Genomic DNA, 24,207 nt, shown 5'->3' with positions numbered 1-24,207 from the left:
CCGGGCGGCGCGGGCAAGTCCTGTGAAAATCCTTTCCGTTACTTTCGCAAGTCTTGCCGCAAGACTTGCGGCAGCGCTACGGTCTCGCCGGGGTCGGACCCGAACGAGCCGTACTCGCAAGGAGCTCACGCCTGTGATACCGAGATGGCCGGTGCCCGCCACGCGCCGCACCGCACGAGTGAGACGGGTCGCGGCCGTCACCGTGACCGCGCTCGCCGCCGCCCTGCTTCCCCCGCTCGCCGCGCGGGCCGACACCCCGCCCGCGCCCCCGTCCGACGCGAAGATGGCGAAGACCGCCGCACGCCACGACCTGACGCGTGAGCAGTTCTACTTCGTCCTGCCGGACCGTTTCGCCAACGGGGACACCCGCAACGACAGGGGCGGCCTGACCGGCACCCGGCTCACCACCGGCTACGACCCCACCGACAAGGGCTTCTACCAGGGCGGCGACCTCAAGGGCCTGACCGAGAAGCTCGACTACATCAAGGGGCTGGGCACCACCTCCATCTGGATGGCGCCCCTCTTCAAGAACCAGCCCGTCCAGGGCACCGGCAAGGACGCCTCGGCCGGCTACCACGGGTACTGGATCACCGACTTCACCCAGGTCGACCCGCACTTCGGCACCAACCAGGACCTGAAGAACCTCATCTCCAAGGCCCACGCCAAGGGCATGAAGGTCTTCTTCGACGTCATCACCAACCACACCGCCGACGTCGTCGACTACGAGGAGAAGGCGTACGACTACCTCTCCAAGGGCGCCTTCCCCTACCTGACCAAGGATGGGCAGCCCTTCGACGACGCCGACTACGCGGACGGCGACCGCAGGTTCCCCCGGGTGGACAGCGGCTCCTTCCCGCGCACCCCCGTCGTCCCGGCCGCCAAGAAGAACCTCAAGGTGCCGTCCTGGCTCAACGACCCGGCGATGTACCACAACCGGGGCGACTCCACCTGGGCCGGAGAGTCGGCCACCTACGGCGACTTCAACGGCCTCGACGACCTGTGGACCGAGCGTCCCGAGGTCGTCGACGGCATGGAGAAGATCTACCAGCGGTGGGTCAAGGACTTCGCCATCGACGGCTTCCGGATCGACACCGTGAAGCACGTCGACATGGAGTTCTGGACCCAGTGGGCGACCGCGCTGGACGCCTACGCCGCCAAGAAGGGGCGCGACGACTTCTTCATGTTCGGCGAGGTCTACTCCGCCGACACCTCCGTCACCGCCCCCTACGTCACCGAAGGCCGTCTGGACTCCACCCTGGACTTCCCCTTCCAGGACGCGGCCCGCGCGTACGCCTCCCAGGGCGGCAGTGCCCAGAAGCTCGCCTCGGTCTTCGGCGACGACTACAAGTACACGACCGACAAGGCCAACGCCTACGAGCAGGTCACCTTCCTCGGCAACCACGACATGGGCCGCATCGGGACCTTCCTCCGGCAGGACGACCCCGAGGCCACCGACGCCGAACTGCTGAAGAAGGACAAGCTCGCCAACGAGCTGATGTTCCTCAGCCGCGGCAACCCGGTGATCTACTACGGCGACGAGCAGGGCTTCACCGGCGCGGGCGGCGACAAGGACGCCCGCCAGCCGATGTTCGCCTCGCGCACCGCGGACTACCTCGACGACGACCAGCTGGGCACCGACCGCACCCACGCCGAGGCGGCCCACGACACGCAGGCACCGCTCTACCGGCAGATCAGCGCCCTCGCCAAGCTGCGCAAGGCCCACCCCGCCCTGGCCGACGGCGTCCAGACCGAGCGCTACGCCGCCGACGGCCCCGGTGTCTACGCCTTCTCGCGCACCGACGCGACGACCGGCGCCGAGTACGTCGTCGCCTTCAACAACGCCGACGCCGCGAAGACCGCCACCTTCGCCACCGGCTCGGCGCACATGACCTTCCGCGGCCTCCACGGCACCGACGCCACCGTGAAGTCGGGCGCCGACACCAAGGTCACGGTCACCGTCCCGGCCGGGTCGGCGGTGGTCCTCAAGGCCGCGGGCAGGCTCGCCGCGCCCGCCGCCGAGCCGACGATCACCCTCCGCGCCCCGGACCCCGGTGCCACCGGCACCGTCGAGCTGACGGCCGACGTCGCGGGCGGGCAGCTCAACCGCGTCGTCTTCGCCGCCCAGACCGGTGACGGCGAGTGGCGCACCCTCGGCACCGCCGACCACGCGCCCTACAAGGTCACCCACACCGTCGACGCGGACACCCCCGCGGGCACCGCCCTGCGCTACAAGGCGGTCGTCGTGGACTCGGCGGGCCGCACCGCGAGCACCACGGCCGCCTCCACCACCGGCACCCCGCCAGCCGAGGAGGTGCCCACCGCCGCCTCCCGGGACTACGCGGTCGTGCACTACAAGCGCGCGGACGGGGACTACGACGACTGGGGCCTGTACGCCTGGGGCGACCTCGCCGAGGGCGAGGCGACCACCTGGCCCGAGACCCACCCCTTCACCGGCCGGGACGCCTACGGCGCCTTCGCCCACGTCAAGCTCAAGCCCGGCGCGTCCGACGTCGGCTTCCTCGTCATCGACAAGGACGGCACCAAGGACGTCGCCGCCGACCGCACCATCGACGTCACGCAGACCGGCGAGGTGTGGATCGAGCAGGGCAAGGAGCAGGTCGCCACGGAGCGGCCCGAATACCCGGCCCAGGACACCGGCAAGGCCGTACTGCACTACCAGCGCGCCGACGGGAACTACGACGGCTGGGGCCTGCACGTCTGGGGCGACGCCGCGCACCCCACCGACTGGGCCAAGCCCCTCCAGCCGGTCAGGACCGACCCCTACGGCGCGGTCTTCGAGGTGCCGCTCACCGAGGGCGCGAGCAGCCTCAGCTACATCGTCCACAAGGGCGACGAGAAGGACCTGCCCACCGACCAGGCCCTCGACCTCAAGGCCGACGGTCACGAGGTGTGGCTGCTGAGCGGCGAGGAGCAGTACCTGCTGCCGCAGCCCGCGGGCTCCGCGGCGGCCGTCGACCTCACCACCTCCGAGGCGGTCTGGATCGACCGGAACACCGTCGCCTGGAACGGCTCCGAAGGCGCCGCCTCCACCCAGCTGCTCGCCTCCCGCACCGGCTCCCTCACCGCCGAGGACGGCAGGCTCACCGGCGTCGACCAGCGGTGGCTGCGCCTGACGAAGAGCGCCCTCACCGACGCCCAGAAGGCGAGGTTCCCGCACCTGAAGGCGTACACCGCCTGGTCGGTCGACCCGCGCGATCGCGACCGGGTCCGCGAGGCCCTGCGCGGCCAGGTCGTCGCCGCCCAGCGCACCGCCACCGGCGCCCTGCTCGCGGCGACGGGCGTGCAGACCGCGGGCGTCCTGGACGACCTGTACGCGGACCGGGCGACCGGGGCCGACCTCGGCCCGGTCTTCCGGCACGGCAGGCCCACCCTCTCCGTGTGGGCGCCGACCGCGCAGGACGTCTCCCTGGAGATCGGCGACCGCACCGTGCGGATGCGCCGCGACGACGCCACCGGCGTCTGGTCCGTCACCGGCCCGAAGTCGTGGAAGGGCCAGCCCTACCGGTACGCCGTCAAGGTGTGGGCGCCCACCGCGGGCGAGGTCGTCACCAACAAGGTCACCGACCCGTACTCCCTCGCCCTGACCACCGACTCCGAGCGCAGCCTCGTCGTCGACCTGGACGACCGCTCCCTGGCCCCGCGCGGCTGGGACGGCTACGGCAAGCCCGAGGCGGTGCCGCTCAGGGACGCCCAGATCCAGGAGCTGCACATCCGCGACTTCTCCGTCGCCGACCCGACCGCGGACCCGGACCACCGGGGCACCTACCTCGCCTTCACCGACGAGAAGAGCGACGGCTCGAAGCACCTGCGGAAGCTGGCCGAGGCCGGCACGTCCTACGTGCACCTGCTGCCCGCCTTCGACATCGCCACCGTCCCCGAGAAGAAGTCCGAGCAGACGGCGCCCGACTGCGACCTCGCCTCCCTCCCGGCCGACTCCGACCGGCAGCAGGAGTGCGTGACCGAGGCAGCCGCGAAGGACGCCTTCAACTGGGGCTACGACCCGTACCACTACACGGTCCCCGAGGGTTCCTACGCCACCGACCCGGACGGCACCGAGCGCACCGTCGAGTTCCGGAAGATGGTCAAGGCCCTCAACGAGGACGGCCTGCGCGTCGTCATGGACGTCGTCTACAACCACACGGCCGCGAGCGGCCAGGCGGGGACCAGCGTCCTCGACCGGATCGTGCCCGGCTACTACCAGCGACTGCTGGCCGACGGCTCCGTCGCCAACAGCACCTGTTGCGCCAACACGGCCACCGAGAACGCCATGATGGGCAAGCTCGTCGTCGACTCGGTCGTCACCTGGGCCAAGGAGTACAAGGTCGACGGCTTCCGCTTCGACCTCATGGGCCACCACCCGAAGGCCAACATCCTCGCGGTCAGGAAGGCGCTGGACGAGCTGACCGCCGCCAAGGACGGCGTCGACGGCAAGAAGATCATCCTGTACGGCGAGGGCTGGAACTTCGGTGAGGTCGCCGACGACGCCCGCTTCGTCCAGGCCACCCAGAAGAACATGGCCGGTACCGGCATCGCCACCTTCTCCGACCGGGCCCGCGACGCCGTGCGCGGCGGCGGCCCCTTCGACGAGGACCCCGGCGTCCAGGGCTTCGCCTCCGGCCTCTACACCGACCCGAACTCCTCGAAGGCCAACGGCACCGAGGCCGAGCAGAAGGCCCGCCTGCTGCACTACCAGGACCTGATCAAGGTCGGGCTGACCGGCAACCTCGCCGACTACGCCTTCACCGACACCAGCGGCAAGGAGGTCAAGGGCTCCGAGGTCGACTACAACGGCGCCCCCGCCGGATACGCGGCGGCACCCGGCGACGCCCTCGCCTACGCCGACGCCCACGACAACGAGTCCCTGTTCGACGCGCTCGCCTTCAAGCTGCCCAAGGACACCTCCGCCGACGACCGGGCCCGCATGCAGGTCCTCGCCCTGGCGACCGCCGCCCTCTCGCAGGGCCCGGCGCTCTCCCAGGCGGGCACCGACCTGCTGCGCTCCAAGTCGCTGGACCGCAACTCCTACGACAGCGGCGACTGGTTCAACGCCCTCCACTGGAACTGCGCCGACGGCAACGGCTTCGGCCGGGGCCTGCCACCGGCCGCCGACAACCGGGACAAGTGGCCCTACGCCAAGCCCCTGCTGGGCGCGGTGCGGGTCGGCTGCCCGCAGATCACCGGCGCCTCGGCGGCGTACCGGGACCTGTTGAAGATCCGCAGTGGCGAGAGGGACTTCTCCCTCGCCACGGCCGGGCAGGTCCAGTCCCGGCTCTCCTTCCCGCTCTCCGGCAAGGACGAGACACCCGGCGTGATCACCATGCGCCTCGGTGACCTCGTCGTCGTCCTCAACGCCACGCCCGAGCGGCAGGACCAGCGTCTCGGCGCGGCGGCCGGGACCGGCTACCGGCTGCACCCGGTGCAGGCGGCGGGCGCGGACCCGGTGGTGAAGGAGTCCACGTACACGGCGAGGACCGGCACCTTCACCGTGCCGGCCCGTACGGTCGCCGTCTTCCAGCAGGCCGGCTGACGGCGGGGGACCTGCGGTTAGGGTGAGCCCTGCTGTTCACGCAACGGGAGGGCTCATGCCGCAGATCACCGTCGACTACTCCGACCGGCTCGCCGGCGACTTCGACCGGCCCGCCTTCGCGCGGGCCCTGCACGAGGCCGTCGTCGAGATCGCGGCCGCGAAGCCGCCGGCCTGCAAGACGCAGTTCCGCCGCGCCGAGGACACCGTGGTCGGCCCGGACACCGAGGGGCACGCCGTCGTGCACGTCACGCTCGGACTGCTCGCGGGCCGCACCGACGAGACCAAGGCGCGGCTGACCGAGGCCGTGCTGGAACTGCTGCGCCAGTACGCCAAGCCGGGCGACGGCCTCGCCCTGCACGCCTCCGCCGAGGTCCGCGACCTGGACCCGTCGTACCGGAAGTTCGAGAGCTAACCGGCCAGGGTGATCAGCCGGCCGACCAGGTCCCCGAAGGGGCCGTCGGCCGGCTCGTCCGCGATGACGCGGCGCAGCAGGGCACCCATCTCCTCGTCGTAGGCGGCGCTCACCGCCGTCAGCGCGGCGAAGTCGTGCACGAGCTGCGCCTCCAGCTCGGCGCGCGGGATGCGGCGCCCGTCCAGCCAGAGCAGCGCCGTCGACTCGGCGAGCGAGATCCAGGAGCGGACGACCAGTTCCAGCCGCGCGGGCGGCTCGGTGACGTCCAGGTGCGAAAGGATCTGGACATAAGCGGCCTGCCGTACGGAGTCCACCAGCGCGTTGGCCGTGGAGGAGCCCACGGCCGGGCCGCCGCGCATCAGGGCCGAGAAACCCGGGCCGTGCTCGTCGACGAAGTCGAAGTAGCGGCCCATCACGCGCAGCAGCCGCGCGCCCAGCGGGCCCTCGCGCGGCTCCACGAACCGGGCCGCCAGATCGTCCGAGGCGCGCCGCAACGCGGCCTCGTACAGGCTGAGTTTGCCGGGGAAGTAGTGGTAGACCAGTGGGCGCGAGATGCCCGCCGCCGACGCTATCTCGTCGATGGAGACCTCGTCGGGCGAGCGGCGGCTGAAGAGATCGAGCGCGACGCCGATCAACTGCTGCCGCCGCTCCTCGACGCCCATTCTGCGGCGTACCCCGGTAGTCATACGAACACCTTACCGATCGAATCCGGCCCCGAACGGGCCGGACCGGACATCGGCGTTCACATGTCGAGCACGAGCCGCGTACCGAGGCACCGGGAGACACAGATGAGCATCGAGTCGCCGCGCTCCGAGTCGGTCAGCAGCTCGTCCCGGTGATCGATCTCGCCCTCCAGCACCTTCTGTTGGCAGGTCCCGCACCAGCCCTGCTCGCAGGAGTACGGGGTGTTCGGCAGCTCGGCGCGCACGGCGGCCAGCACCGAGGAGTCGCCGGACACGGTCAGTGTGCGCCCGCTGCGGCGCAGCTCCACCTCGAACTCCGCGTCGCCGTCGGCCGTCGTACGCGGCGCGAACCGCTCCAGGTGCAGCGAGGCGCCCGCCGGGAGGCGTTCTTCCACGGCCGCCATCAGGCCCTCCGGGCCGCAGCAGTACACGGCCGCCCCCTCGGGGAGGTCCGCCAGGAAGGCGTCGAGACCGGGCCGCCCGTCCTCGTCCTCGGCGACGACGGTGACCCTCCCCCAGCCTCCGGCCGGGGGGACCCCCATCTCGCTTCGCTCGCCCTCCGGGTCCAGCTTCTCGATCTCCTCCAGGAACGGCATCGACGCCCGCGTCCGCCCGCCGTACAGCAGCCGCCAGTCGGCGCCCGCCGGCAGCGCCCGCAGCATCGGCAGCACGGGGGTGATGCCGATGCCCCCGGCGACGAACGCGTAGGCGGGCGCCTCGACCAGCGGGAAGCGGTTGCGCGGCCCGCGCACCTCCAGCTCCGTGCCCTCCTGCACCTGCTCGTGCACCTCGCGCGAGCCGCCCCGCCCGTCCTCGACCAGCCGCGCGGCCACGGTGTACGACGAGGTGTCCTCCGGGTCGCCGCACAGCGAGTACTGCCGTACGAGACCCGAGGGCAGCACCAGGTCCAGGTGGGCGCCCGGCTCCCAGCGCGGCAGGTCCGTCCCCTCCAGGCGCAGCCGCACCACCCCGTCGGCCAGCCGCTCGTGCGCGGTCACCAGCAGGGTCAGCGCGCGGGCGCGAGGCCGCCCGGAGACCGGCGGGTCCAGCGCGGGCAGCGGCCACAGCGGAGAGCCCTGGACCCGGCGCCGCAGCGCCCGGCGGACGACGAGCGCGGCCCCGGCCGCGAGCAGCAGAGCCGACACCGGCTTCGGACGCGGCCTCATGCGGCACTCTCCCGGGACTTCTCGGCGGCCGAGGCGGCCACGGCGGCGGGGGAGGCGGCGAGGTAGGCGACGGCCTGCTCGGTGGAGCACTCCCTGGACGGGTGGTACGAGCGGCTCAGATAGCCGGGTATGGAGCGGGCGATCGCGCCGGTCGAGGGCAGCAGGCCCTGCCGGCCGCGCCGGTGGAAGTCCCGGAAGCCGGCCCGGCCGTCGACGAGCGTCGGGTCGTTCGCCATGAAGAACCGGGTCCCGCGCTGCCACAGGAACACCAGCGCGGTGAACGCCGTCGCCCAGGTCCGCACCCGCCGCGCGTAGTCACCGTCCACGTGCACGAAGAGGTCGAAGGCGACGGACCGGTGCTCGACCTCCTCGGCGCCGTGCCAGCGCAGCAGGTCCAGCATGGTCGGATCGGCGCCCCGCCGGTCCAGCGCCTCGGCGTTCAGGACCCAGTCGCCGAGGAAGGCCGTGTAGTGCTCGATCGCCGCGATCAGCGCCACCCGCTCCAGCAGCCACCAGCGGCGCGGGCGGCCAGGCGGCAGGGTGCGGTCGCCCAGCAGCTTCTCGAAGAGCCAGTCGACCTGCGCGGTGTACGGCGTCGGGTCGAGCCCCTGGTCCCGCAGGTGCGGCAGCACCTCGTCGTGGGCCTGGGAGTGCAGCGCCTCCTGCCCGATGAAGCCGATGACGTCCTCGCGCAGCCGCTCGTCCCGGATGTACGGCAGCACCTGCTTGTAGACGTGCACGAACCACCGCTCCCCGGCGGGCAGCAGCAGGTGCAGCACGTTGATGGTGTGGGTCGTGAACGGGTCCCCCGGCACCCAGTGCAGCGGTGTGTCCTCCCAGGCGAAGGACACCTTCCGGGCCTTGAGCGGGACATGCTTGTTAGACATGGCGTCAATGTACTGACGGGTACGGTCCGGCGGAACCCTCCTGCCGGTACTTGTTGACGCCAGTGTCAACTAGCTCGGTGCGGGCTAGCGCAGGCCGCCGATCGTCCGCCCGCCGTCCAGAGTGCCCTTCAGCTCGGCCCGCGCGCCCTGCTCGGCCCCGGCCGTCAGCAGGTTGCCGTCCGCGGCGTCCTCGATACCGCCCGTCGCCTCGATCGACTCGGTGTCCGGGCCGCCCGCCGCGAGCAGGTACCAGTGCCCGCCCTCCGACTTCCACAGCACCCCGGCCAGCACCTGCGGATCACGTTCGCCGCACGCCGGCACGTCCTGCGCCTTCGCCGCCACCGCGCCCTGCGCCCCGCCCGGCGTACGGAACTGCGCCAGCACCCGGGCCCCCGCACCGCGCCAGGTCTCGGCGCGGGTGCACACCCAGTCTCCGGCCCCCGTCCCGTCCGGCAGCGGCTGCGTCGCGAACTCCCAGGCGTTCACCGACCGCACCCCCTGCCCGCGCACCGCGCCCAGCGAGCACGCGTACGGCGCCCAGGCACCCAGCGCCTTCGCGCCCGAGGCGTCCTTCGCGGCACCGGGGCGCCCGGTGGTGAGCCGGGCCGGCACCAACTCGCCCAGGTCGGTCACCACCCGGGTGTCCGAACCGTCGGTCAGCTCCAGCACGTTCCACGACGTGCACGCCCCGGACCGCTGCTGCACGGGGCTGGCCAGCGGGGACGTCACGCCGTCGGTGAGCGTCAGCTCCTTGGCGCCGGAGGCCGGCCCGGCGAGATCGCGCCCGGCCGCCTTGGTCACCCACGGGGCCGTCAGATAGCGGACGTTGCCGTCGGCCCGGCCCAGGACCACCGCGGTCGCCGTGGCCCGGCCGGCCCCGTCGGTCCGCGCGAAGTCCAGGGCGGCACCGGCGGAACCGTCCTTCGGCTCGGCGTACCGGACGAGACGCAGACCGTCGTGCAGGATCACCACCCGGGCGTTGTCGACGTCCCCGGCGTACAGCAACTGCGGCGGACCGGCCGGACCACCGGTCTGGGTCCCCGGCGTCGCGGACACCCCCACGCTCTCGCCGGGCCGGGCCCACACCGCCAGGGCACGGTGCAGCAGCTCCTCGTCACCGGTGAGGCCACCGCGCGCCGGCCACACCGAGAAGTCCGTGCGCGCGGACGTCTCCCACACGGTGGGCGCGACCTTCGTCAGCCTGCCCGGATCGAGCGCGGCCTCGGCCGCGGGATTGCGCGCGTACGGCGGAGCGGCGGCACCGTCCGGTCCCCAGCCGTCCCCGGGCAGGCCGAGCAGCGCCCCGCACACCACCAGCGCCGCCCCGGCGACCAGCGCGGCCTTCATGTGCTGGCGCCGACGCAGCAGATCGGTCGGCCGGGCCTGCAGCGAGCACGGGTCGAACTCGGGCGAGCCGAGCAGCGCGTACTGCCCCGGCACCCCGTCGGCCTCCCGCAACGCGGCGTCCACGTCGGCGACCCCGGCGGCCGTCAGCACCTGCCGCACCCCGTCGTCGGGGAGCCGCTCCAGACCGCGCAGCACGTACGCCGCCCGGCCGGGCCCGGTCAGGGCGGACAGCTTCTGGTCCAGGGCGAGTTCGTCCGCGCCGCCCGCGCGCGGGAAGAGCTTGAGGCCCCGCACATGGGGCAGCACCGGCGGCAACTGGGACCGCCTGGGCCATGCCCGCCGCCGCAGCGGAAGCCCCGCCTCCAGCGCCGTACGCACCACCCGCAGCCGGACCAGCGCGTACCCGGGGTCGACCTCGCGGCCGGTTGCCTGGGCCGGGATGACCGGGGTCGTCGTCCGGGTCCGGGGCAGGGCGCGCTGGGTGAGGGCGTGCGCGCTCAGGACGCGGCGGCCCCGGCCGAGGCCCGGTGGCAGCACCAGGTAGGCCAGCCGGGCCAGGCGCGGATAGTGCTCGACGAGCGCGGCCTCGGCCTGCTCGACGTCGACGACCGGGTCGGCCGGGGAGGCGGCGGACGGTGCGGGGCGCGGGGCGACATCCTGTGGCTGCACGTTCAGCAGAACGAGCGAACGGGGCGATGGTCACCGTACGACCGGCCCGCGCGGGGTGGCGCTACTGCTCCGGTTCCACCAGCAGCCGCGCGTAGTTGGCCATCGAGCGCTGGTAGCGCGGCAGATGGGGCGCGAGCGCGCCGAGCGCCAGGGCCAGGCCCTCGCGGTCGCGGCCCAGGCTGGACAGGCAGAGCGCCAGCGTGGCCCGTACGGCGTCGTCCAACTCGTCTGACGGAGCGACCAGTTCCGGCGAGAGCAGCCGCACGCCCTCCTCCGGGTGCCCGGTGTTCCGCAGGGAGCTGGAGAGCTGGATCTTCGCCCGGCGCCCCTTGTAGGCGCTGGCCTCGCCGAGCCCGCGCTCCAACGCCTCGCGGTACAGCGGCACGGCCCGGTCGGAGTGGCCCGTCGAGTCCCAGGCACAGGCCCGCTCGAACAGGCCGAGGGGGCTGTCGGCGGGCAACTCGTCGGCGAGGGCGTCGATGACCGCCCGGAAGTCGGAGGCATCCTCCTCGGCGTACTCGTCGAACGCCGCCCAGGCGGCCGTCACGCGCTCTTCCCAGTCCTGGTCCACGGTGCCACTCTCGCACGCCGTCCGCACAACGGCACCCGTGCTCCTGAGTACTTCGCGCCCCGCGCCCGTATCGATGGCGAGAGCCCCTCCCGGGGGGCTCCGTGCGGCATGTCGACAGCGGACCGGAGGAACACATGAGGCTGACCCGACCGATGCTCGCGCCGGCCGCCCTGGCGGCGGCCTTGGCGCTGACGGGCTGCGGCGCCGACGGGGACGGTGAGAGCGCCGTGCCCGTGACGGCGACCGGCAGCCTGGAACACCTGGCCGCCGAGGCCGAGTGCGCCCCGGACATGCAGACCGACGCCGACACCATCCGCCAGGCCCTCTGCGGGAAGGGCGGCGAGAAGTACGTCCTCGCCACCTTCTCCACCGACCGCGGGCAGCGCGAGTGGATCAACACCGCCAAGGACTACGGCGGCTACTACCTCGTCGGCCGCAAATGGGTCGCCGTCGGCCACGAGGACGTGGTGGCGGACCTGCGCGGACGGCTCGGCGGGACGCTGGAACAGGGCGTCCGGCACGGGGGCGGCGGTGGGCACTCGGCCGGGCAGTCAGAGCACGCGGGGCACGGCGGCTGACCGGGCGGCGCGGACGCGCGAAGAGGGCCGGTGACGGACTTCCGTCACCGGCCCTCTTCCCCTACCGGGCCGGTACCGCTACTGGCAGTCCTCGCCGCGGTTGATGCAGTCGACCACCTCGTTCATCAGGTCCTCGTCCATGACGTTGATGAAGTCGTTGTGATCGGTGATCGGCTTGTGCAACTGCTCCGGGAAGCTGTCCACGGCGTACGGGTTCCGCACCTGGCCGTTCTCGACGGTCGGGGTGGGGATGTCGTACGCGAGGCGGACCTGGAGCTGGGGGATGGCCTGGAAGCCGTTCGGGCAGCTGCCGTCCTCCTGGACGAACGCCATGTGGTCCCGGTGGTTGGCGCTGTCGATGTTCTGACCGTCCCAGCAGCTCTGGAAGTTGGTCGTCCGCAGCACCTGGCTGCCCTCGGGGCACAGCGGGTACTTGTCCGTCACCTGGCGGTCCTCGAAGCCCGAGCAGCTCCACGAGGTGTTGGCGTTCGCGTCGCCGTTGGTGAAGGACTTGGCGTCACCGGTGATGATGCGCAGGAACTTGGGCATCGCGACCACGTCGCCCTGCTGGCTTCCCACGAACCTCAGCTCGGCCTGGGCGGGCTTGAGGATCTTGCCGATGTTGCCCTCGGCGCCGCCGCCCTGGTCGTTCGCGTCGAACTCCTGCGTACCGTCCTGGAGGCGCAGCACCGGCCAGTAGTACGTGGACTTGTCGCCCTGGTTCTGGCACGAGGTGTCCGCGTTCGCCAGGTCCTCGTCGCTGGAGAAGGCGTCGTTGTCCTGGTTGCCGACGTAGTCGTGGGTGTGGTGGGCGCCGTTGTCGACGCCCGGGGCGGCGATCAGGTTGTCGCTGTTGAACAGGTTGTTCTCGTTGACGCCGCAGTCGGTGGTGAAGGTGCCGGTGGAACCGCCGTCGCCGTCGGCGGCCAGGCCGTTGCGGCTGTTGCGGGAGTTCGGCTGGACGTCGTTGATGTCGATGAAGTCGTCGGCGACCGGACCGGCGACACCGTTGCCGTTGTCGTCCTGGTTCTGGCCGTCGCCGTTCTGGCCGTCCTCGTTCTGGCCGTCGTCCTGACCGCCGCCGTTCTGGCCGCCGTCTCCCTGCCGGCCGTCGCCGTTCTGCTGCTGGTCCGCGGGGCGTCCCTGGCATCCGGCCAGCTCGTCCAGGTTGTCGTCGGCCTTGCCGCCGGCCCGGTTGATCTCCAGCTGGATCCGGTCGATGAGCGCCTTCCGCCGCTCCTTGAGCGGGCCGAGGATGCTGTTCTCGACGAACCGCGCGTCACCCGCCTGCGCCCGCCGCGTGGTGGCCAGGCGCTGGTAGGCCTCGGTGATCTGGCTGTCCATCGAGGCCAGTTCGCCGTCCACCTCCCCGCGCGCCCGGTCCGGCACGTCCCGGATCTTCTGGCCGACGTCGGGGCAGTCGATCGTCGCGACCTGCGCGCCGGCCGACCTGGTCCGGTTCTGGCCGGAGTGCTCCTCGTGCGCCGAAGCGTAGAAATTGGCCCAGACCAGCCCGCCCCCGCCGACCGCCAGGGCCGCCGCCCCGGCTACGATCTTGGTGGCCAGCGGCGTACGGCGTTTTCTTGTGTTGCGTCCCATGGAACTCCTCTGACTTCCTTGCGGGGGCATCGCTCGCGGGGCATCGAAGGCGCCCGACAGGAGTGAAGCGGCTCCCCTCCATACGGAAGCCGCTCCGGGGGTGTTCACCCGTCTCGGGAATTGCTGGGAACGCGTGGGACGCGTGGGACGTGCGACGGGCTCAGCGGCCGCGGTCCAGATACGCCAGAACCGCCAGCACACGGCGGTTGTCGTCGTCCGAGACCTCGAGGCTGAGCTTGGCGAAGATGTTCGCCGTGTGCTTCGCGATCGCCCGCTCGGTGACGACGAGCTTGCCGGCGATCGCCGCGTTGGTCCTGCCCTGCGCCATCAGCTCCAGCACCTCCAGCTCGCGGGGGGTGAGCCGCTCCAACGGCCGGTCCTCCGCGGCGCGTCGGCTGAGCAACTGCTGGATGACCTGCGGGTCCATCGCCGTACCGCCCGACGCCACCCGCCGTACGGCGTCCACGAACTGCTCCGCGTCGAACACCCGGTCCTTGAGCAGGTAGCCCACCCCGCCGCTGCCGTCGGCCAGCAGTTCGCGCGCGTACAGCTGCTCCACGTGCTGGGAGAGGACCAGCACCGGCAGCCCGGGCCGGTCGCGGCGGGCCTGGAGCGCGCACTGCAGGCCCTCGTCGGTGAGGGTGGGCGGCAGCCGGACGTCGACCACGGCGACGTCCGGCTCCAGTTCGGCCAGGGCCCGGGACAGCTCGGGGCCGGTCTCGACGGCCGCGGCGATCTCGAAGTCGTGGGCCTCCAGGAGCCGGACCAGTCCGTCGCGCAGCAGGAACAGGTCTTCGGCTAGGACAACGCGCAAGGGATCTCCATGGTGACCATGGTGGGGCCGCCCGCGGGCGAGCTGACGGCCAGGACGCCGTCGAATGTACCGAGTCGCCGTTCCACCCCGGCCAGGCCCGAACCCGCTCCGACCAGGGCGCCGCCCTTGCCGTTGTCGGTGACGGAGACGCGCAGCCCGCCCTCCTCGTGGTGCAGGTCGATCCAGATCCGGTCGGCGCCGGAGTGCTTCACCGCGTTGGTGAGGATCTCGCTCACCGCGAAGTACGCGGCCGACTCCACGGGGGCCTCGGCGCGGCCGGGCAGGTCCACCTCGACCTCGACGGTGACGGGCAGCCGCAGGGCCAGGGCGCGCACCGCGTCGCCCAGACCGCGTTCGGCGAGCACCGGGGGATGGATGCCGCGCACGAGGTCGCGCAGCTCGGTCAGGGCGTCGGCGGAGGACTGCCGGGTCTGCGCGAGCAGTTCCCTGGCCTTCGCCGGGTCCTTCTCCAGCAGTGCCTCGATGGTGCCCAGGTCCATGCCGACGGCGACCAGCCGGGCCTGCGCCCCGTCGTGCAGGTCGCGCTCGATGCGGCGCAGTTCGGCGGCGGAGGTGTCGACGGCGTCGCGCCGGGTCTCGGTCAGCACCCGCACCCGCTCGGCGAGTTCGCCCTGGCCGGAGCCGAGGATCGCGCCGGTGAGCCGGAAGTGGGCGCGCAGCAGGAGCGGGGTGAGCCAGAGCGCGGCGAGGAGGAGCACGGCGCCCAGCGCGGCGGCGTAGAGGGCGGAGGTCTGGTCGGTGACCCGGACGAAGCCGTACCAGTAGCCGTCGGGCAGCACCCGCCACAGCCCGGCCCCGATGGCGAAGCCCTCCAGCGGGTAGAGCGCCAGGACGGCGGTCAGCAGCGCGGTGACGAAGCCCGCGGTCATGTCGACCGGCAGCCAGCCGATGTCCCGCCAGGTCGCCGGGTCGCGGAGCATGCCGAAGGTGCGGGCCCACGGATTGGCGCCCTCGGGCAGCGGCCGGTACGCCCGCGGGATGCGCACCCCGCCCCACTCGGCGGCGAGCAGCCGCCGCCGGTCCGCGAACGCCCGTACCCCCGTCAGCACCCACGGCGTGGTGACGATGCCGACCCCGATCGGGACGAGGGCGATGGACACCATGGTCAGGCAGAAGCAGACCACCGCGCCGGGCAGGGAGATGAACGCCAGCGCCAGTCCCCGTACGGCCGACAGCGCCACGTGCCCGGCCCGCGTGTGCGTCCGCGGCTGCCGGGTGCCGCTCTTCGTCTCGATGCTCATGGCGTCAGTCTCGCCGAGGCGAGAGCGCGGGGCACGGGGCCGGGCACCCCGATCAGGGGGTGGTGCCAGATACACCCCCGCCGGGTCCGTCGGCGGCGAGGACCTTCGCCTCCGTCTCCGCATCCAGGCCGACCGGTGGCCGGTCCGGGCGCTGGGGCGCCGTGCCGCCGAGGTCCCGCAGCCAGGTCCAGGTGTCGGCCGCGGTGTCGCGGGCGGGCCGGCAGACGAGACCCGTCGCCAGGGCCCGGGAGACGTCCGCGGTGTGCAGCGCGTCGTGCAGGTCGCTGCCCGGGGGTGTCCACACCGGCAGCTGCACCCAGGGCTCGATGCCGGCGGCGAGGACGGTCTCGGGGGTGGTCCAGCGCAGCTCCGCGGTGCCGCCCGTGACCCTCGCGCAGGCTTCGAGCAGGGCGCCCGTCGTGGTGTGCCCCGGCGGGGAGACCAGGTTGTACGGCCCGCTCAGTTCCCGTTCCACCGCGCCGAGCACCCAGTCGGCGAGGTCGCGTACGTCGATGTACTGCAGGGGCAGGTCCCGCGGGCCCGGGGCGAGGACCGGGCCGCCGCGGGCCATGCGGTTGAGCCACCAGGGCAGCCGGCCGACGTTCTCGTAGGGGCCGAGGATCAGCCCGGCCCGCACGAGCACCGAGCGGTCCGCGCCGAAGGCGTCCAGGACGGCCAGCTCGGCGCCCCGCTTGTCCCGGGCGTAGTCGAGCTGCCCGGCGTCCGCCGAGGCGCCCTCGACGAGCGGGGCGTCCTCGGTGTACCCGGCGGGCGGGGCCCAGGCGTACACCGAGCAGCTCGACACGTACACGTACCGTCCGGCGCGCTCCCGCAGCAGCCGGGCCGCGTCCCGCACCGCGCGGGGCGCCGCCGACCAGGTGTCGACGACGGCGTCCCAGGTGCCCTCGGCCAGCGCGTCGAGCCCGTCGGGCGCGGTGCGGTCGCCGTGCAGCGCCCGCGCTCCGGGGGGCGGGGCGTGCCGTCCGCGGTGCAGAACGGTCACCTCCCAGCCGCGGCCGAGCGCCGCCTCGACCACGGACCGCCCCACGAACTCCGTACCGCCCAGCACCAGTAGCCTCATGCCGCCACTGTGCCCGGCGCGGCGGCCGGAGGGAACGCCGCTCTGCCGTCAGCAGACGGGCGGCTGGGGGTCAGCGTCCCGCGGGCGGGGTGTACTTGTAGCCGACGCGCCGCACGGTCTGGATCGTGTGCCGGTGCTCCGTGCCGAGCTTCCGGCGCAGCCGGGCCACGTGCACGTCGACGGTGCGGCCGTCGCCCACGTGGCCGTAGCCCCACACCGTGGTGACCAGCTGGTCGCGGGTGTGCACCCGGTTCGGATGGGTGACGAGATGGGCGAGCAGTTCGAACTCCAGGTAGGTCAGGTCGAGTTCGCGTCCGTCCACGGCGGCGGTGCGCCGGGCGGCGTCGATCCGGACGAGCGGCTCCTCCCCCCGGGCCAGGCTCGGGTCCTGGGCGGCCAGGGCCTGGTCCGGGTCCCGGAACGGCGGCTGCCGGTCGGCCGGGACGAGGACGAGGTAGCCGACCATCGGCGGGTGTCCCGGCAGTGCCGGCAGGGTGTGCGCGGGCGCGGGCAGCCAGGTGGCGCCCGGTGGCAGCAGGTCCACGACGTCCGCCACCTCGTCCGGGGCGACGGCGCGCAGCCGGTGCCGGGGGCCGCCGGAGTCGGGGCGGGCGGTGGGGGAGTCGAGGGTGACGGTGGACAGGGAACGGGTGGTCGCCATGAGACGTCAGCTCTTTCGCGCGAGAGGTTCGTCGGGAGGGGCGACGGGCGCGAGTTCGTGGTCGGGCGCGTCGCGGGACGTACGTCGTGCGCACCGGCGGCAGGCGCGGAAGGCCTGTGAGGTGGGGCTTCTAGCGGGCCGGCGCGATCGTCGCGCGGCAACACACCCGGTCGAAGTCGTCGTGCTGACGGGAAGGCCAGAAGGGCTCGAGGTCATGGCGACCCGTCGCTGCGTACTTCCGGAAGCTGGCCATGGGCTCATTGAAGCAGACTGCGGCGGGGGAGAGGAGACTCCTCTCAGTGTGTGGACGCCGACTGGCTTGAACCGGCCGCAGCGGGCGGTCAACCCTCCAGTCTTTTGCGCCAGTTCAGCGGGGTGACGGCGATCGCCCTGCCCGGGTCGCCGTTCCACTCCGTGGACAGTCCGGAGCCCGCGAAGGCCGCCACGACCTCGTGTCCGACGGCCGTCGTCGTCTCCTGCGAGCCGTCGAAACCGCCGTAGTGCAGCATGAGCCCGTGTCCCTCGGCGGCGGCCTCGGTGCTCTGCCGGTGGAAGAAGACGAAGCCGCGGGCCCCCTCGCGCTCGGCGCCCATCTCGGCGGTGCCGCAGCTCCGGCAGCAGGTGAAGTTCTCCCGGGCGGTGACACCGGCCGCGTCCAGGGCCTGGAAGACCCGGGTGAGGCGGTCCGGGTCGGTGGTCTCCTCGCCCCAGGCCGCCTGCTCGGCCAGCCGCTCCCGCCACAGCCGGTCCACCGACCGCCAGGCCTGGGCCCGGGACACCGGCCGTTCGCCGTACTCGCCGCCGACGAGGTGGTCCTCCGCGGCCTGGACGAGCACCTTGCGGCTGTCGTAACCGCAGCGCAGCCGCTCCCGGATCAGCCGCTCGATCTGCTGCCGGACCTCGTCCGGCAGCTCCGGAACGTCCTCCTGGGGCCCCAGGTCGATCGGCTCCCAGGCGACGCCCGCGTCCCAGCCGGGCTCCTGGCGGGCCCAGCCGGTCAGGAGGTCGGCCGCGCGGTGGGCGTCGTCGAGGTCGGTCCCGAAGAACGCGTCGGCGGCGGCCCGGTGCTCCAGCCGGTACTCCCCGCCCTCCTCGTGCCACACCTGCGTGAACACGTCGGGGATGTCCGGTATCCGCTGCACCACCAGGAAGCGGTCGCCGGCGCGGCCGATGCGCAACGCCAGCTCCCGCAGCTCCGCCGCCCGGATCCGGGTGTGCGTCTGCCCGTTCTCCGTCTCGACCCTGAGGGCGAGGACACCGTCGATCTCCATGTCCCCACCCTCGCACGCGCCACTGACAGCGCGGCCGGGCTCAGACCTGGCCGGCCTTCTCCAGCGCCGTGCAGCAGGTGTCGACGAGCAGGCGGGTCACCACGTACGGGTCGACGTTGGCGTTGGGGCGGCGGTCCTCGATGTAGCCCTTGCCGTCCTTCTCGACCTGCCACGGGATGCGCACCGAGGCGCCGCGGTCGGAGACGCCGTAGGAGTACTCGTTCCACGGGGCGGTCTCGTGCAGGCCGGTGAGGCGGTCGTCGATGCCGGCGCCGTAGTTCTTGACGTGGTCGAGCGGCTTGGAGCCCTCGCCGAGCGACTCGCAGGCGGTGATGATCGCGTCGTAGCCCTCGCGCATCGCCTTGGTGGAGAAGTTGGTGTGCGCGCCCGCGCCGTTCCAGTCGCCCTTGACCGGCTTGGGGTCGAGGGTGGCGGAGACCTCGAAGTCCTCCGCGGTGCGGTAGAGCAGCCAGCGGGCCACCCACAGCTGGTCGGAGACCTCCAGCGGCGCCAGCGGGCCGACCTGGAACTCCCACTGGCCGGGCATGACCTCGGCGTTGATGCCGGAGATGCCGAGACCGGCCTTCAGGCAGTTCTCCAGGTGGGCCTCGACGACGTCGCGGCCGAAGATCTCGTCCGAGCCGACACCGCAGTAGTAGCCGCCCTGCGCGGCCGGGAAGCCGCCCTCGGGGAAGCCGAGCGGGCGGGCGCCCTTGAAGAAGGTGTACTCCTGCTCGATGCCGAAGATCGGCTCCTGCGCGGCGAAGCGCTCGGACAGCTCGGCCAGCGCGGCGCGGGTGTTGCTCGGGTGCGGCGTCATGTCCGTGTCCAGGACCTCGCACAGCACCAGGATGTCGTCGCCGCCGCGGATCGGGTCGGGGCAGGAGAAGACCGGCCTGAGCACGCAGTCCGAGGAGCTGCCCTCGGCCTGGTTGGTGGAGGAGCCGTCGAAGCCCCAGATCGGGAGGGCGTCCAGGCCGGCGGGGGCATCCGTGATGATCTTCGTCTTGGAACGGAGCTTGGCCGTCGGCTCGGTGCCGTCGATCCAGATGTACTCGGCCTTGAAGGTCACGGGGCCACATCCTTCGGGGTGGGTCTCGGCGCACGTGCGGGTGCGGCGGCGCGGGGGCGGCAGGGGTGCCGCGTCTACTGCCGTGCAGCGTGCCAACGGGCGATTTCCCGACCGTTGCCCGTATGTGAACCCCGTGTTACCTGGGACCGTTGTGGTCCGGCTCACGCCCGTCGTCCGCGGCCGCCTCCCGTACGCCGGTCAGGAAGCCCCTGATCGCCGCCAGTTCCCGCTTGTCGTACCCGCGCAGCAGTTCCACCGCCCGCCCGATCAGCGGTCCGAAGTGGGACCACCCCAGCGCCACGGCCCGTTCGTCCACCTCGACGGTGACCCTGCGCCGGTCCCGTTCGTCGCGCACCCGGCGCACATGCCCCGCCCGCTCCAGCCGGTCGACCAGCGCCGTGGTGCCCGCGGAGTTCAGCCCGAGCGCGGCGCCCAGGCGCCCGGCGGTCATCGATTCGCCCGCCCGTGCGGCGTCCATGAGCGCGATGAGCGCCCGGACGTCGGTGGGGTGCATGCCGTTGCGCTGGGCGAACCGGGCGCTGTGCGCGCCCAGTTCGACGGCGACCGCGCGCAGGAGGTGGACGAGTTCCATCTCCGGTCCCTGGTCGGGCATGGGGCGCTCCCTTCGGTCCGGTCGGGCGAGCGTACGGCGATCCCTCGGCGATCTGCTCGCTCGACAAGTATCTCGCTCGGCGAGATACTACCCGGGAGACAGGAACAGGGAGCAAGCGAAGCAGGGGGCACCGCTCATGAGCGCTCGCGGTCCGTACGACGCCGGCCGTTTCCGGGACGCCTACGACAAGGTCATGGCCAAGTGGCCCGCGGGGACCGGGGCGGTGACCGTGCCCACCCCCTTCGGCGAGACGCACGTCAGCGTGACCGGCCCGGCCGACGGCCGCCCCCTCGTCCTGCTGCCGGGCGGCGGGGCGGCGACCTCCGCGTCCTGGTACGCCCAGGCCGCCGAGCTGTCCCGCACCCACCGCGTCCACGCCGTCGACCTGATCGGCGCCCCCGGGCGCAGCACACCGGCCGGCGACCGCCACCCCCGCACGGTCGCCGACCTCACCGGCTGGCTGGACGCGCTCCTCGACGGCCTCGGCATCGAGGAGACGGACCTCGGCGGGCACTCCTACGGCGCCTGGATCGCCCTGCACCACGCCCTGCACGCACCCGGCCGGGTACGCCGCCTGTTCCTCCTGGACCCGACCCAGTGCTTCGCCGGGTTCAAGGCGGCCTACCTGCTGCGCGCGCTGCCGATGCTGCTGCGGCCCACGCCCCGCCGGGTCCGCGCCTTCCTGGACTGGGAGACCGGCGCGACCCCCCTCGACGCCGACTGGCTCGCCCTCCAGGAGGCCGCCGTCGGCTTCCCGGAGCGAAGGCCGGTCACCGGACCGCGCCCGGCCCCGGAGGCGCTGCGCGCCCTGGACGTGCCGGTCCTGCTGGTCCTGGCGGGGAACAGCAGAACCCACGACCCCGCCGAGGTGGCGGCCCGGGCCCGGACCCTGCTGCCGCACGCGGAGACGACCGTGCTGCCGGACGTCTCCCACCACGCGCTGCCGCAGTCCGCGCCGTCCGGACTGGGCCGCATCCTCGGCGACTTCCTGACGGCGCCGGGCGGCTGAGCCTCAGCTGACCTTCTCGATGAGCGCCCGCCGGATCAGGAACTTGCCCTCCTCGCGGACCTGCTCGAACGCCGCGTCGTTGAGCAGCGCACAGCTTCCCGAGACCGAGTTCACCTCCACGGTCGTGGACTTGTCGTTGTCGAGGTTGGTCACCCTGAGCCTGGTGCCCACCGGGAACTGGTTGCTGGAGGCGGCGGGCGCGCCGCCCTCGCCGGAGAGGGTGACGGTGGAACCGGCACAGACCTGTTCACCGGTCTGCGCGGCGCCGTCGGCCCGGTCGCCCGCCTGGTCCCCGGTGTCCTGGCCGGCCTCCTGCCCGGCCTGGCCCGCCTCCTGCCCGGCCTGCGGCTGCCCGGCCTGCGGACGCCCGGTCTGGGAGTCCTGAGCCGACTCCCCGACCGCGCACCCGGAGGCCGCCTGCTTGCGCTCGATCTCCGCGACGACGGCCTCGCGGTTCTCGATCCGGGCCTGCGACTGCGCGTCGGGATCGGCCCGCTGGCCCTCGATGAAGCGCTGGTTGTTGCCGAGCGCGGTGGCCAGGCCCTGGCACACGCCCGCGTCCTGGGCGGCCTTCGTCCGCGCGTCCTGGGTGGTCTGCGCGGCGTTCGAGGCGTTCGCCATGACGAAGGCGCCGCCCCCGGCCATCGTGGCGGCGCCGACCAGTAGGGCGATCTTCTTCTTCGTACCGAGAGTTCTCCTGCGCGACATCCGCGCCTCCTGAAGAGGTAGGGGAGCGTACGCCGCTATGTACGAGATACCGAACGGAGTTACTCACCGGCCGCGTCGACGCGTGCGCGTAACCTGCGTCACACGCCTGGCCCCGGCTTACCGGGACAGGGCGTCCCGGACCGCCTCGTCGGTGCGGCCCACCACGGCCGTTCCGTCGTCCGCCGTGATGATCGGGCGCTGGATCAGCTTGGGGTGCTCGGCGAGCGCGGTGATCCAGCGGTCGCGTGACGCCTCGTCACGGGGCCAGTCCTTCAGGCCCAGTTCCTTGGCGGCCGCCTCCTGGGTGCGGGTGATGTCCCACGGCTCCAGCCCGAGCCGGGTGAGCACCTCGCGGATCTCCGCCGTGCTCGGCACGTCCTCCAGATAGCGGCGGACGGTGTAGTCGGCCCCTTCCGCGTCGAGCAGGCTGACCGCGCTGCGGCACTTCGAGCAGGCCGGGTTGATCCAGATCTCCATGCCGCACACGGTAGCCGGAAGGGTCCGGAAACTCGTTCGCCACCTGGGTCACAGAGACCCCGAAAGCCCTGGTGGGCAGGGGCATTTGTCAGTGGTGGGCAGTAAAATAGAAGCAGTGTTCGAGGGTGTCTCCGGGAAGTCCGGACGGCGCCCCGACCGCGACAGGAGGATGCCCGTGCCCGCTGCCGCACTGAAGCCGAAGCCCACCCAGTCCACCGCCAAGCGGCCCGTCCTGCTCGACCTGCCGTACGCACCCGTGGAGAAGCGTCCGCTGCCGGCGGGCCGCCCCCGTGAGTGGTACGTGACGCACAACCGCCGGCTCAAGGCGATGCGCCTCGCCATCGCCCTGCTCGACTCCGGCGTCTACCTGCCCAACCAGGCGCGCAACGAGAGGATACGGAGCGCTGCGCTGGCCATCGGGGTTCACCCGCCGTCGGACACGACGTGCCACATGGTGCGGGCGTTGATGCGGTACTCGCGGTGAGCGGGGCGCCGGGTGCCCTCCCTTTTCGGGGCGCCCGGCGTTCGCGTCGCCGATTCGGCCCACCGGCGCCGAACGGGGCCCTACGCGGACAACTCCCGTTCCAGCGGTGTCCGGAAGCGGGGCGTGATCCGGGTCGTTCCCACCCAGGACGCCAGCCGCGCCGCCTCCGACTCGATCGCGGTCTCCGCGTCGCGGCCGATGCCGTCACCGTCGAGGATCCGCCAGACGATCTCGCCGTCGGCGCGCTGGGCCCAGCCGCCCACCACACGGCCGTTCCACCACACCGTCGGTCCGACGTTGCCGCTTCGGTCGAACAGCGTGGGCCGCAGCTCGGGGGCGAGGTACCAGTCCCGCTGCTGCCAGCCCATCGCCGTCGGATCCAAGGGGGGCAGCAGTGCCGCCCACGGCTCGGACGGCCCGGCGACGGGACCGGCGTCACCGGCGACGACATACCCCGTGCCCTCGTCCAGCGAGACCGCCTCCGCGCCCATCGCGGCCAGCGCGCGGCGCACCTCCGTCACCCGCCACCCGGTCCACCACTTGAGGTCGTCCTCGGTCGCCGGACCGCACGCCGCCAGCCACCGGCGCAGCAGCTCGGCCTGTGCCCCGCCCGGGTCCAGCTCGGGGTGCCGGGGCGCCGGCGCCCAGCGGAACTGGCTGGACGTCCACGAGCCCAGCGGCCGGCCCCGCACCACCTTGCCCTCCACGCCCAGCACCTTCAGCAGACGGGTGGAGACGGTGTGCACGCCCTCGTAGCTCTTCCCGGCCGCGTAGACGAACCGCTCCTTCAGGCGCGGCTCGTCGCGGGCCAGTTCGGCCGCCGTGGCCTGGCCGCGCCGGGCCAGCGCGGCCAGTGTGGACTCCTCGACCTCCGCCAGCCAGGCGGCGCCCGGAGCCCCGGCCTGCGCCATGCTCCTGAGCAGACCGGACCGCTCCCGGGCGGCGACGGTGCGGCCGGTGGAGGCGTGCACGACCGCGGTCAGCTCCGTCGGGAACACGAACACGGTGTGCCGCATGCCGTGCATCCGGACCAACGACCCGTCGTCGTACAGCGCCCGCTCCGTCTCCTCTACCGTCTTCGCCGCGTCCGCCAGCCGCGCGCCCACGGCCAGATGCACCGTCGCCGGGTCGGTGCCGTGCAGCGCGACCAGTGATCCGGCGACCTCCTCCGGACTCCCCGCCCGCGCGGCCCCCGCCAGCCGCTGGCGCAGGGCCAGCCGGTCCCGTCGCTCGGCCGTCCCGATGTGCCGTCGTCCGTCGTCACCCATGCAGGCCCTCCGCCCGTCGTCCGTCCG

Annotated in this window: 21 protein-coding genes; 5 read left to right on the top strand and 16 right to left on the bottom strand. The window is 72.9% G+C overall.

Going from position 1 to position 24,207, the window contains the following annotated elements; genetic code table 11:
* The first annotated feature begins 133 nt into the window (after positions 1 to 133).
* A complete protein-coding gene (gene pulA / locus ACGH52_RS11735) occupies positions 134 to 5,548 on the top strand; it encodes a pullulanase-type alpha-1,6-glucosidase (protein ID WP_399938888.1) in 5,415 nt (1,804 codons plus the stop codon).
* A gap of 55 nt (positions 5,549 to 5,603) precedes the next feature.
* On the top strand, positions 5,604 to 5,960 hold the full coding sequence (locus tag ACGH52_RS11730; RefSeq protein ID WP_059303011.1) for a 5-carboxymethyl-2-hydroxymuconate Delta-isomerase: 357 nt from the start codon (positions 5,604 to 5,606) through the stop codon (positions 5,958 to 5,960).
* Here the strand turns inward: ACGH52_RS11730 and ACGH52_RS11725 are convergent.
* The 5 genes from ACGH52_RS11725 to ACGH52_RS11705 all read right to left on the bottom strand — a co-directional run bounded on the left by ACGH52_RS11725 (position 5,957) and on the right by ACGH52_RS11705 (position 11,283).
* Positions 5,957 to 6,622, bottom strand: a complete 666-nt coding sequence (locus tag ACGH52_RS11725) for a TetR/AcrR family transcriptional regulator (protein ID WP_193777602.1) — start codon at positions 6,620 to 6,622, stop codon at positions 5,957 to 5,959. The genes ACGH52_RS11730 and ACGH52_RS11725 overlap by 4 nt on opposite strands.
* Before the next feature lie 80 nt (positions 6,623 to 6,702).
* Entirely contained in the window at positions 6,703 to 7,809 is a 1,107-nt protein-coding gene (locus ACGH52_RS11720) for a PDR/VanB family oxidoreductase (protein WP_121701989.1), read from the bottom strand.
* Complete coding sequence (locus ACGH52_RS11715) at positions 7,806 to 8,696, bottom strand: metal-dependent hydrolase (protein ID WP_399938885.1); 891 nt, start codon at positions 8,694 to 8,696, stop codon at positions 7,806 to 7,808. Before ACGH52_RS11715 ends, ACGH52_RS11720 begins: the two co-directional genes overlap by 4 nt.
* Before the next feature lie 84 nt (positions 8,697 to 8,780).
* On the bottom strand, positions 8,781 to 10,712 hold the full coding sequence (locus ACGH52_RS11710) for a hypothetical protein (protein ID WP_399938883.1): 1,932 nt from the start codon (positions 10,710 to 10,712) through the stop codon (positions 8,781 to 8,783).
* Between the two features lie 61 nt (positions 10,713 to 10,773).
* Complete coding sequence (locus tag ACGH52_RS11705) at positions 10,774 to 11,283, bottom strand: tetratricopeptide repeat protein (RefSeq protein ID WP_399938881.1); 510 nt, start codon at positions 11,281 to 11,283, stop codon at positions 10,774 to 10,776.
* Positions 11,284 to 11,417: 134 nt separating this feature from the next.
* Between ACGH52_RS11705 and ACGH52_RS11700 the strand changes: the two genes are divergently transcribed.
* Positions 11,418 to 11,861 carry a hypothetical protein gene (locus ACGH52_RS11700; protein ID WP_121701993.1) on the top strand — a complete coding sequence of 148 codons (444 nt, stop codon included), beginning with the start codon at positions 11,418 to 11,420 and terminating at the stop codon, positions 11,859 to 11,861.
* Positions 11,862 to 11,939: 78 nt separating this feature from the next.
* Here the strand turns inward: ACGH52_RS11700 and ACGH52_RS11695 are convergent, their stop codons facing one another.
* The 8 genes from ACGH52_RS11695 to ACGH52_RS11660 all read right to left on the bottom strand — a co-directional run bounded on the left by ACGH52_RS11695 (position 11,940) and on the right by ACGH52_RS11660 (position 20,234).
* A complete protein-coding gene (locus ACGH52_RS11695) occupies positions 11,940 to 13,460 on the bottom strand; it encodes a DUF1996 domain-containing protein (protein WP_210977553.1) in 1,521 nt (506 codons plus the stop codon).
* 160 nt (positions 13,461 to 13,620) lie between these two features.
* The gene (locus tag ACGH52_RS11690) at positions 13,621 to 14,274 is read right to left on the bottom strand and encodes a response regulator transcription factor (RefSeq protein WP_076974029.1); all 654 of its coding nucleotides are present in this window, start codon (positions 14,272 to 14,274) and stop codon (positions 13,621 to 13,623) included.
* Positions 14,259 to 15,536, bottom strand: coding sequence for a sensor histidine kinase (locus ACGH52_RS11685; protein ID WP_210977554.1), 1,278 nt, complete (start codon positions 15,534 to 15,536; stop codon positions 14,259 to 14,261). Before ACGH52_RS11685 ends, ACGH52_RS11690 begins: the two co-directional genes overlap by 16 nt.
* A 52-nt stretch (positions 15,537 to 15,588) precedes the next feature.
* A complete protein-coding gene (locus ACGH52_RS11680; protein WP_210977555.1) occupies positions 15,589 to 16,617 on the bottom strand; it encodes an SDR family oxidoreductase in 1,029 nt (342 codons plus the stop codon).
* Positions 16,618 to 16,687: 70 nt separating this feature from the next.
* Positions 16,688 to 17,278 carry a winged helix-turn-helix domain-containing protein gene (locus tag ACGH52_RS11675; protein WP_210977556.1) on the bottom strand — a complete coding sequence of 197 codons (591 nt, stop codon included), beginning with the start codon at positions 17,276 to 17,278 and terminating at the stop codon, positions 16,688 to 16,690.
* A gap of 341 nt (positions 17,279 to 17,619) precedes the next feature.
* Complete coding sequence (locus tag ACGH52_RS11670; RefSeq protein ID WP_210977557.1) at positions 17,620 to 18,549, bottom strand: DUF6891 domain-containing protein; 930 nt, start codon at positions 18,547 to 18,549, stop codon at positions 17,620 to 17,622.
* 40 nt (positions 18,550 to 18,589) lie between these two features.
* Entirely contained in the window at positions 18,590 to 19,621 is a 1,032-nt protein-coding gene (glnII, locus tag ACGH52_RS11665; protein WP_121701565.1) for a glutamine synthetase, read from the bottom strand.
* 136 nt (positions 19,622 to 19,757) lie between these two features.
* The gene (locus ACGH52_RS11660; protein WP_121701564.1) at positions 19,758 to 20,234 is read right to left on the bottom strand and encodes a MarR family transcriptional regulator; all 477 of its coding nucleotides are present in this window, start codon (positions 20,232 to 20,234) and stop codon (positions 19,758 to 19,760) included.
* 136 nt (positions 20,235 to 20,370) lie between these two features.
* On the opposite strand from ACGH52_RS11660, the gene ACGH52_RS11655 reads away from it, so the two are divergent.
* Positions 20,371 to 21,243 carry an alpha/beta fold hydrolase gene (locus ACGH52_RS11655; protein ID WP_121701563.1) on the top strand — a complete coding sequence of 291 codons (873 nt, stop codon included), beginning with the start codon at positions 20,371 to 20,373 and terminating at the stop codon, positions 21,241 to 21,243.
* A 3-nt stretch (positions 21,244 to 21,246) separates the two neighbouring features.
* Here the strand turns inward: ACGH52_RS11655 and ACGH52_RS11650 are convergent, their stop codons facing one another.
* Together ACGH52_RS11650 and ACGH52_RS11645 are read right to left on the bottom strand one after the other, a co-directional pair.
* On the bottom strand, positions 21,247 to 21,951 hold the full coding sequence (locus ACGH52_RS11650; protein ID WP_399938877.1) for a hypothetical protein: 705 nt from the start codon (positions 21,949 to 21,951) through the stop codon (positions 21,247 to 21,249).
* Positions 21,952 to 22,068: 117 nt separating this feature from the next.
* Complete coding sequence (locus tag ACGH52_RS11645; protein ID WP_399938875.1) at positions 22,069 to 22,428, bottom strand: arsenate reductase family protein; 360 nt, start codon at positions 22,426 to 22,428, stop codon at positions 22,069 to 22,071.
* Positions 22,429 to 22,603: 175 nt separating this feature from the next.
* Between ACGH52_RS11645 and ACGH52_RS11640 the strand changes: the two genes are divergently transcribed.
* Positions 22,604 to 22,912 carry a hypothetical protein gene (locus ACGH52_RS11640; RefSeq protein WP_076974045.1) on the top strand — a complete coding sequence of 103 codons (309 nt, stop codon included), beginning with the start codon at positions 22,604 to 22,606 and terminating at the stop codon, positions 22,910 to 22,912.
* Positions 22,913 to 22,992: 80 nt separating this feature from the next.
* On the opposite strand, the gene ACGH52_RS11635 is transcribed toward ACGH52_RS11640, so the two are convergent.
* Positions 22,993 to 24,180 carry a winged helix DNA-binding domain-containing protein gene (locus ACGH52_RS11635; RefSeq protein WP_399938874.1) on the bottom strand — a complete coding sequence of 396 codons (1,188 nt, stop codon included), beginning with the start codon at positions 24,178 to 24,180 and terminating at the stop codon, positions 22,993 to 22,995.
* Between the last annotated feature and the right edge of the window lie 27 nt (positions 24,181 to 24,207).

The sequence above is a fragment of the Streptomyces sp. BBFR25 genome (genome assembly GCF_044590125.1).
GTDB classification, from domain to species: Bacteria; Actinomycetota; Actinomycetes; order Streptomycetales; family Streptomycetaceae; genus Streptomyces; species Streptomyces canus_D.
This window is presented reverse-complemented; position numbering and strand designations above follow the sequence as displayed.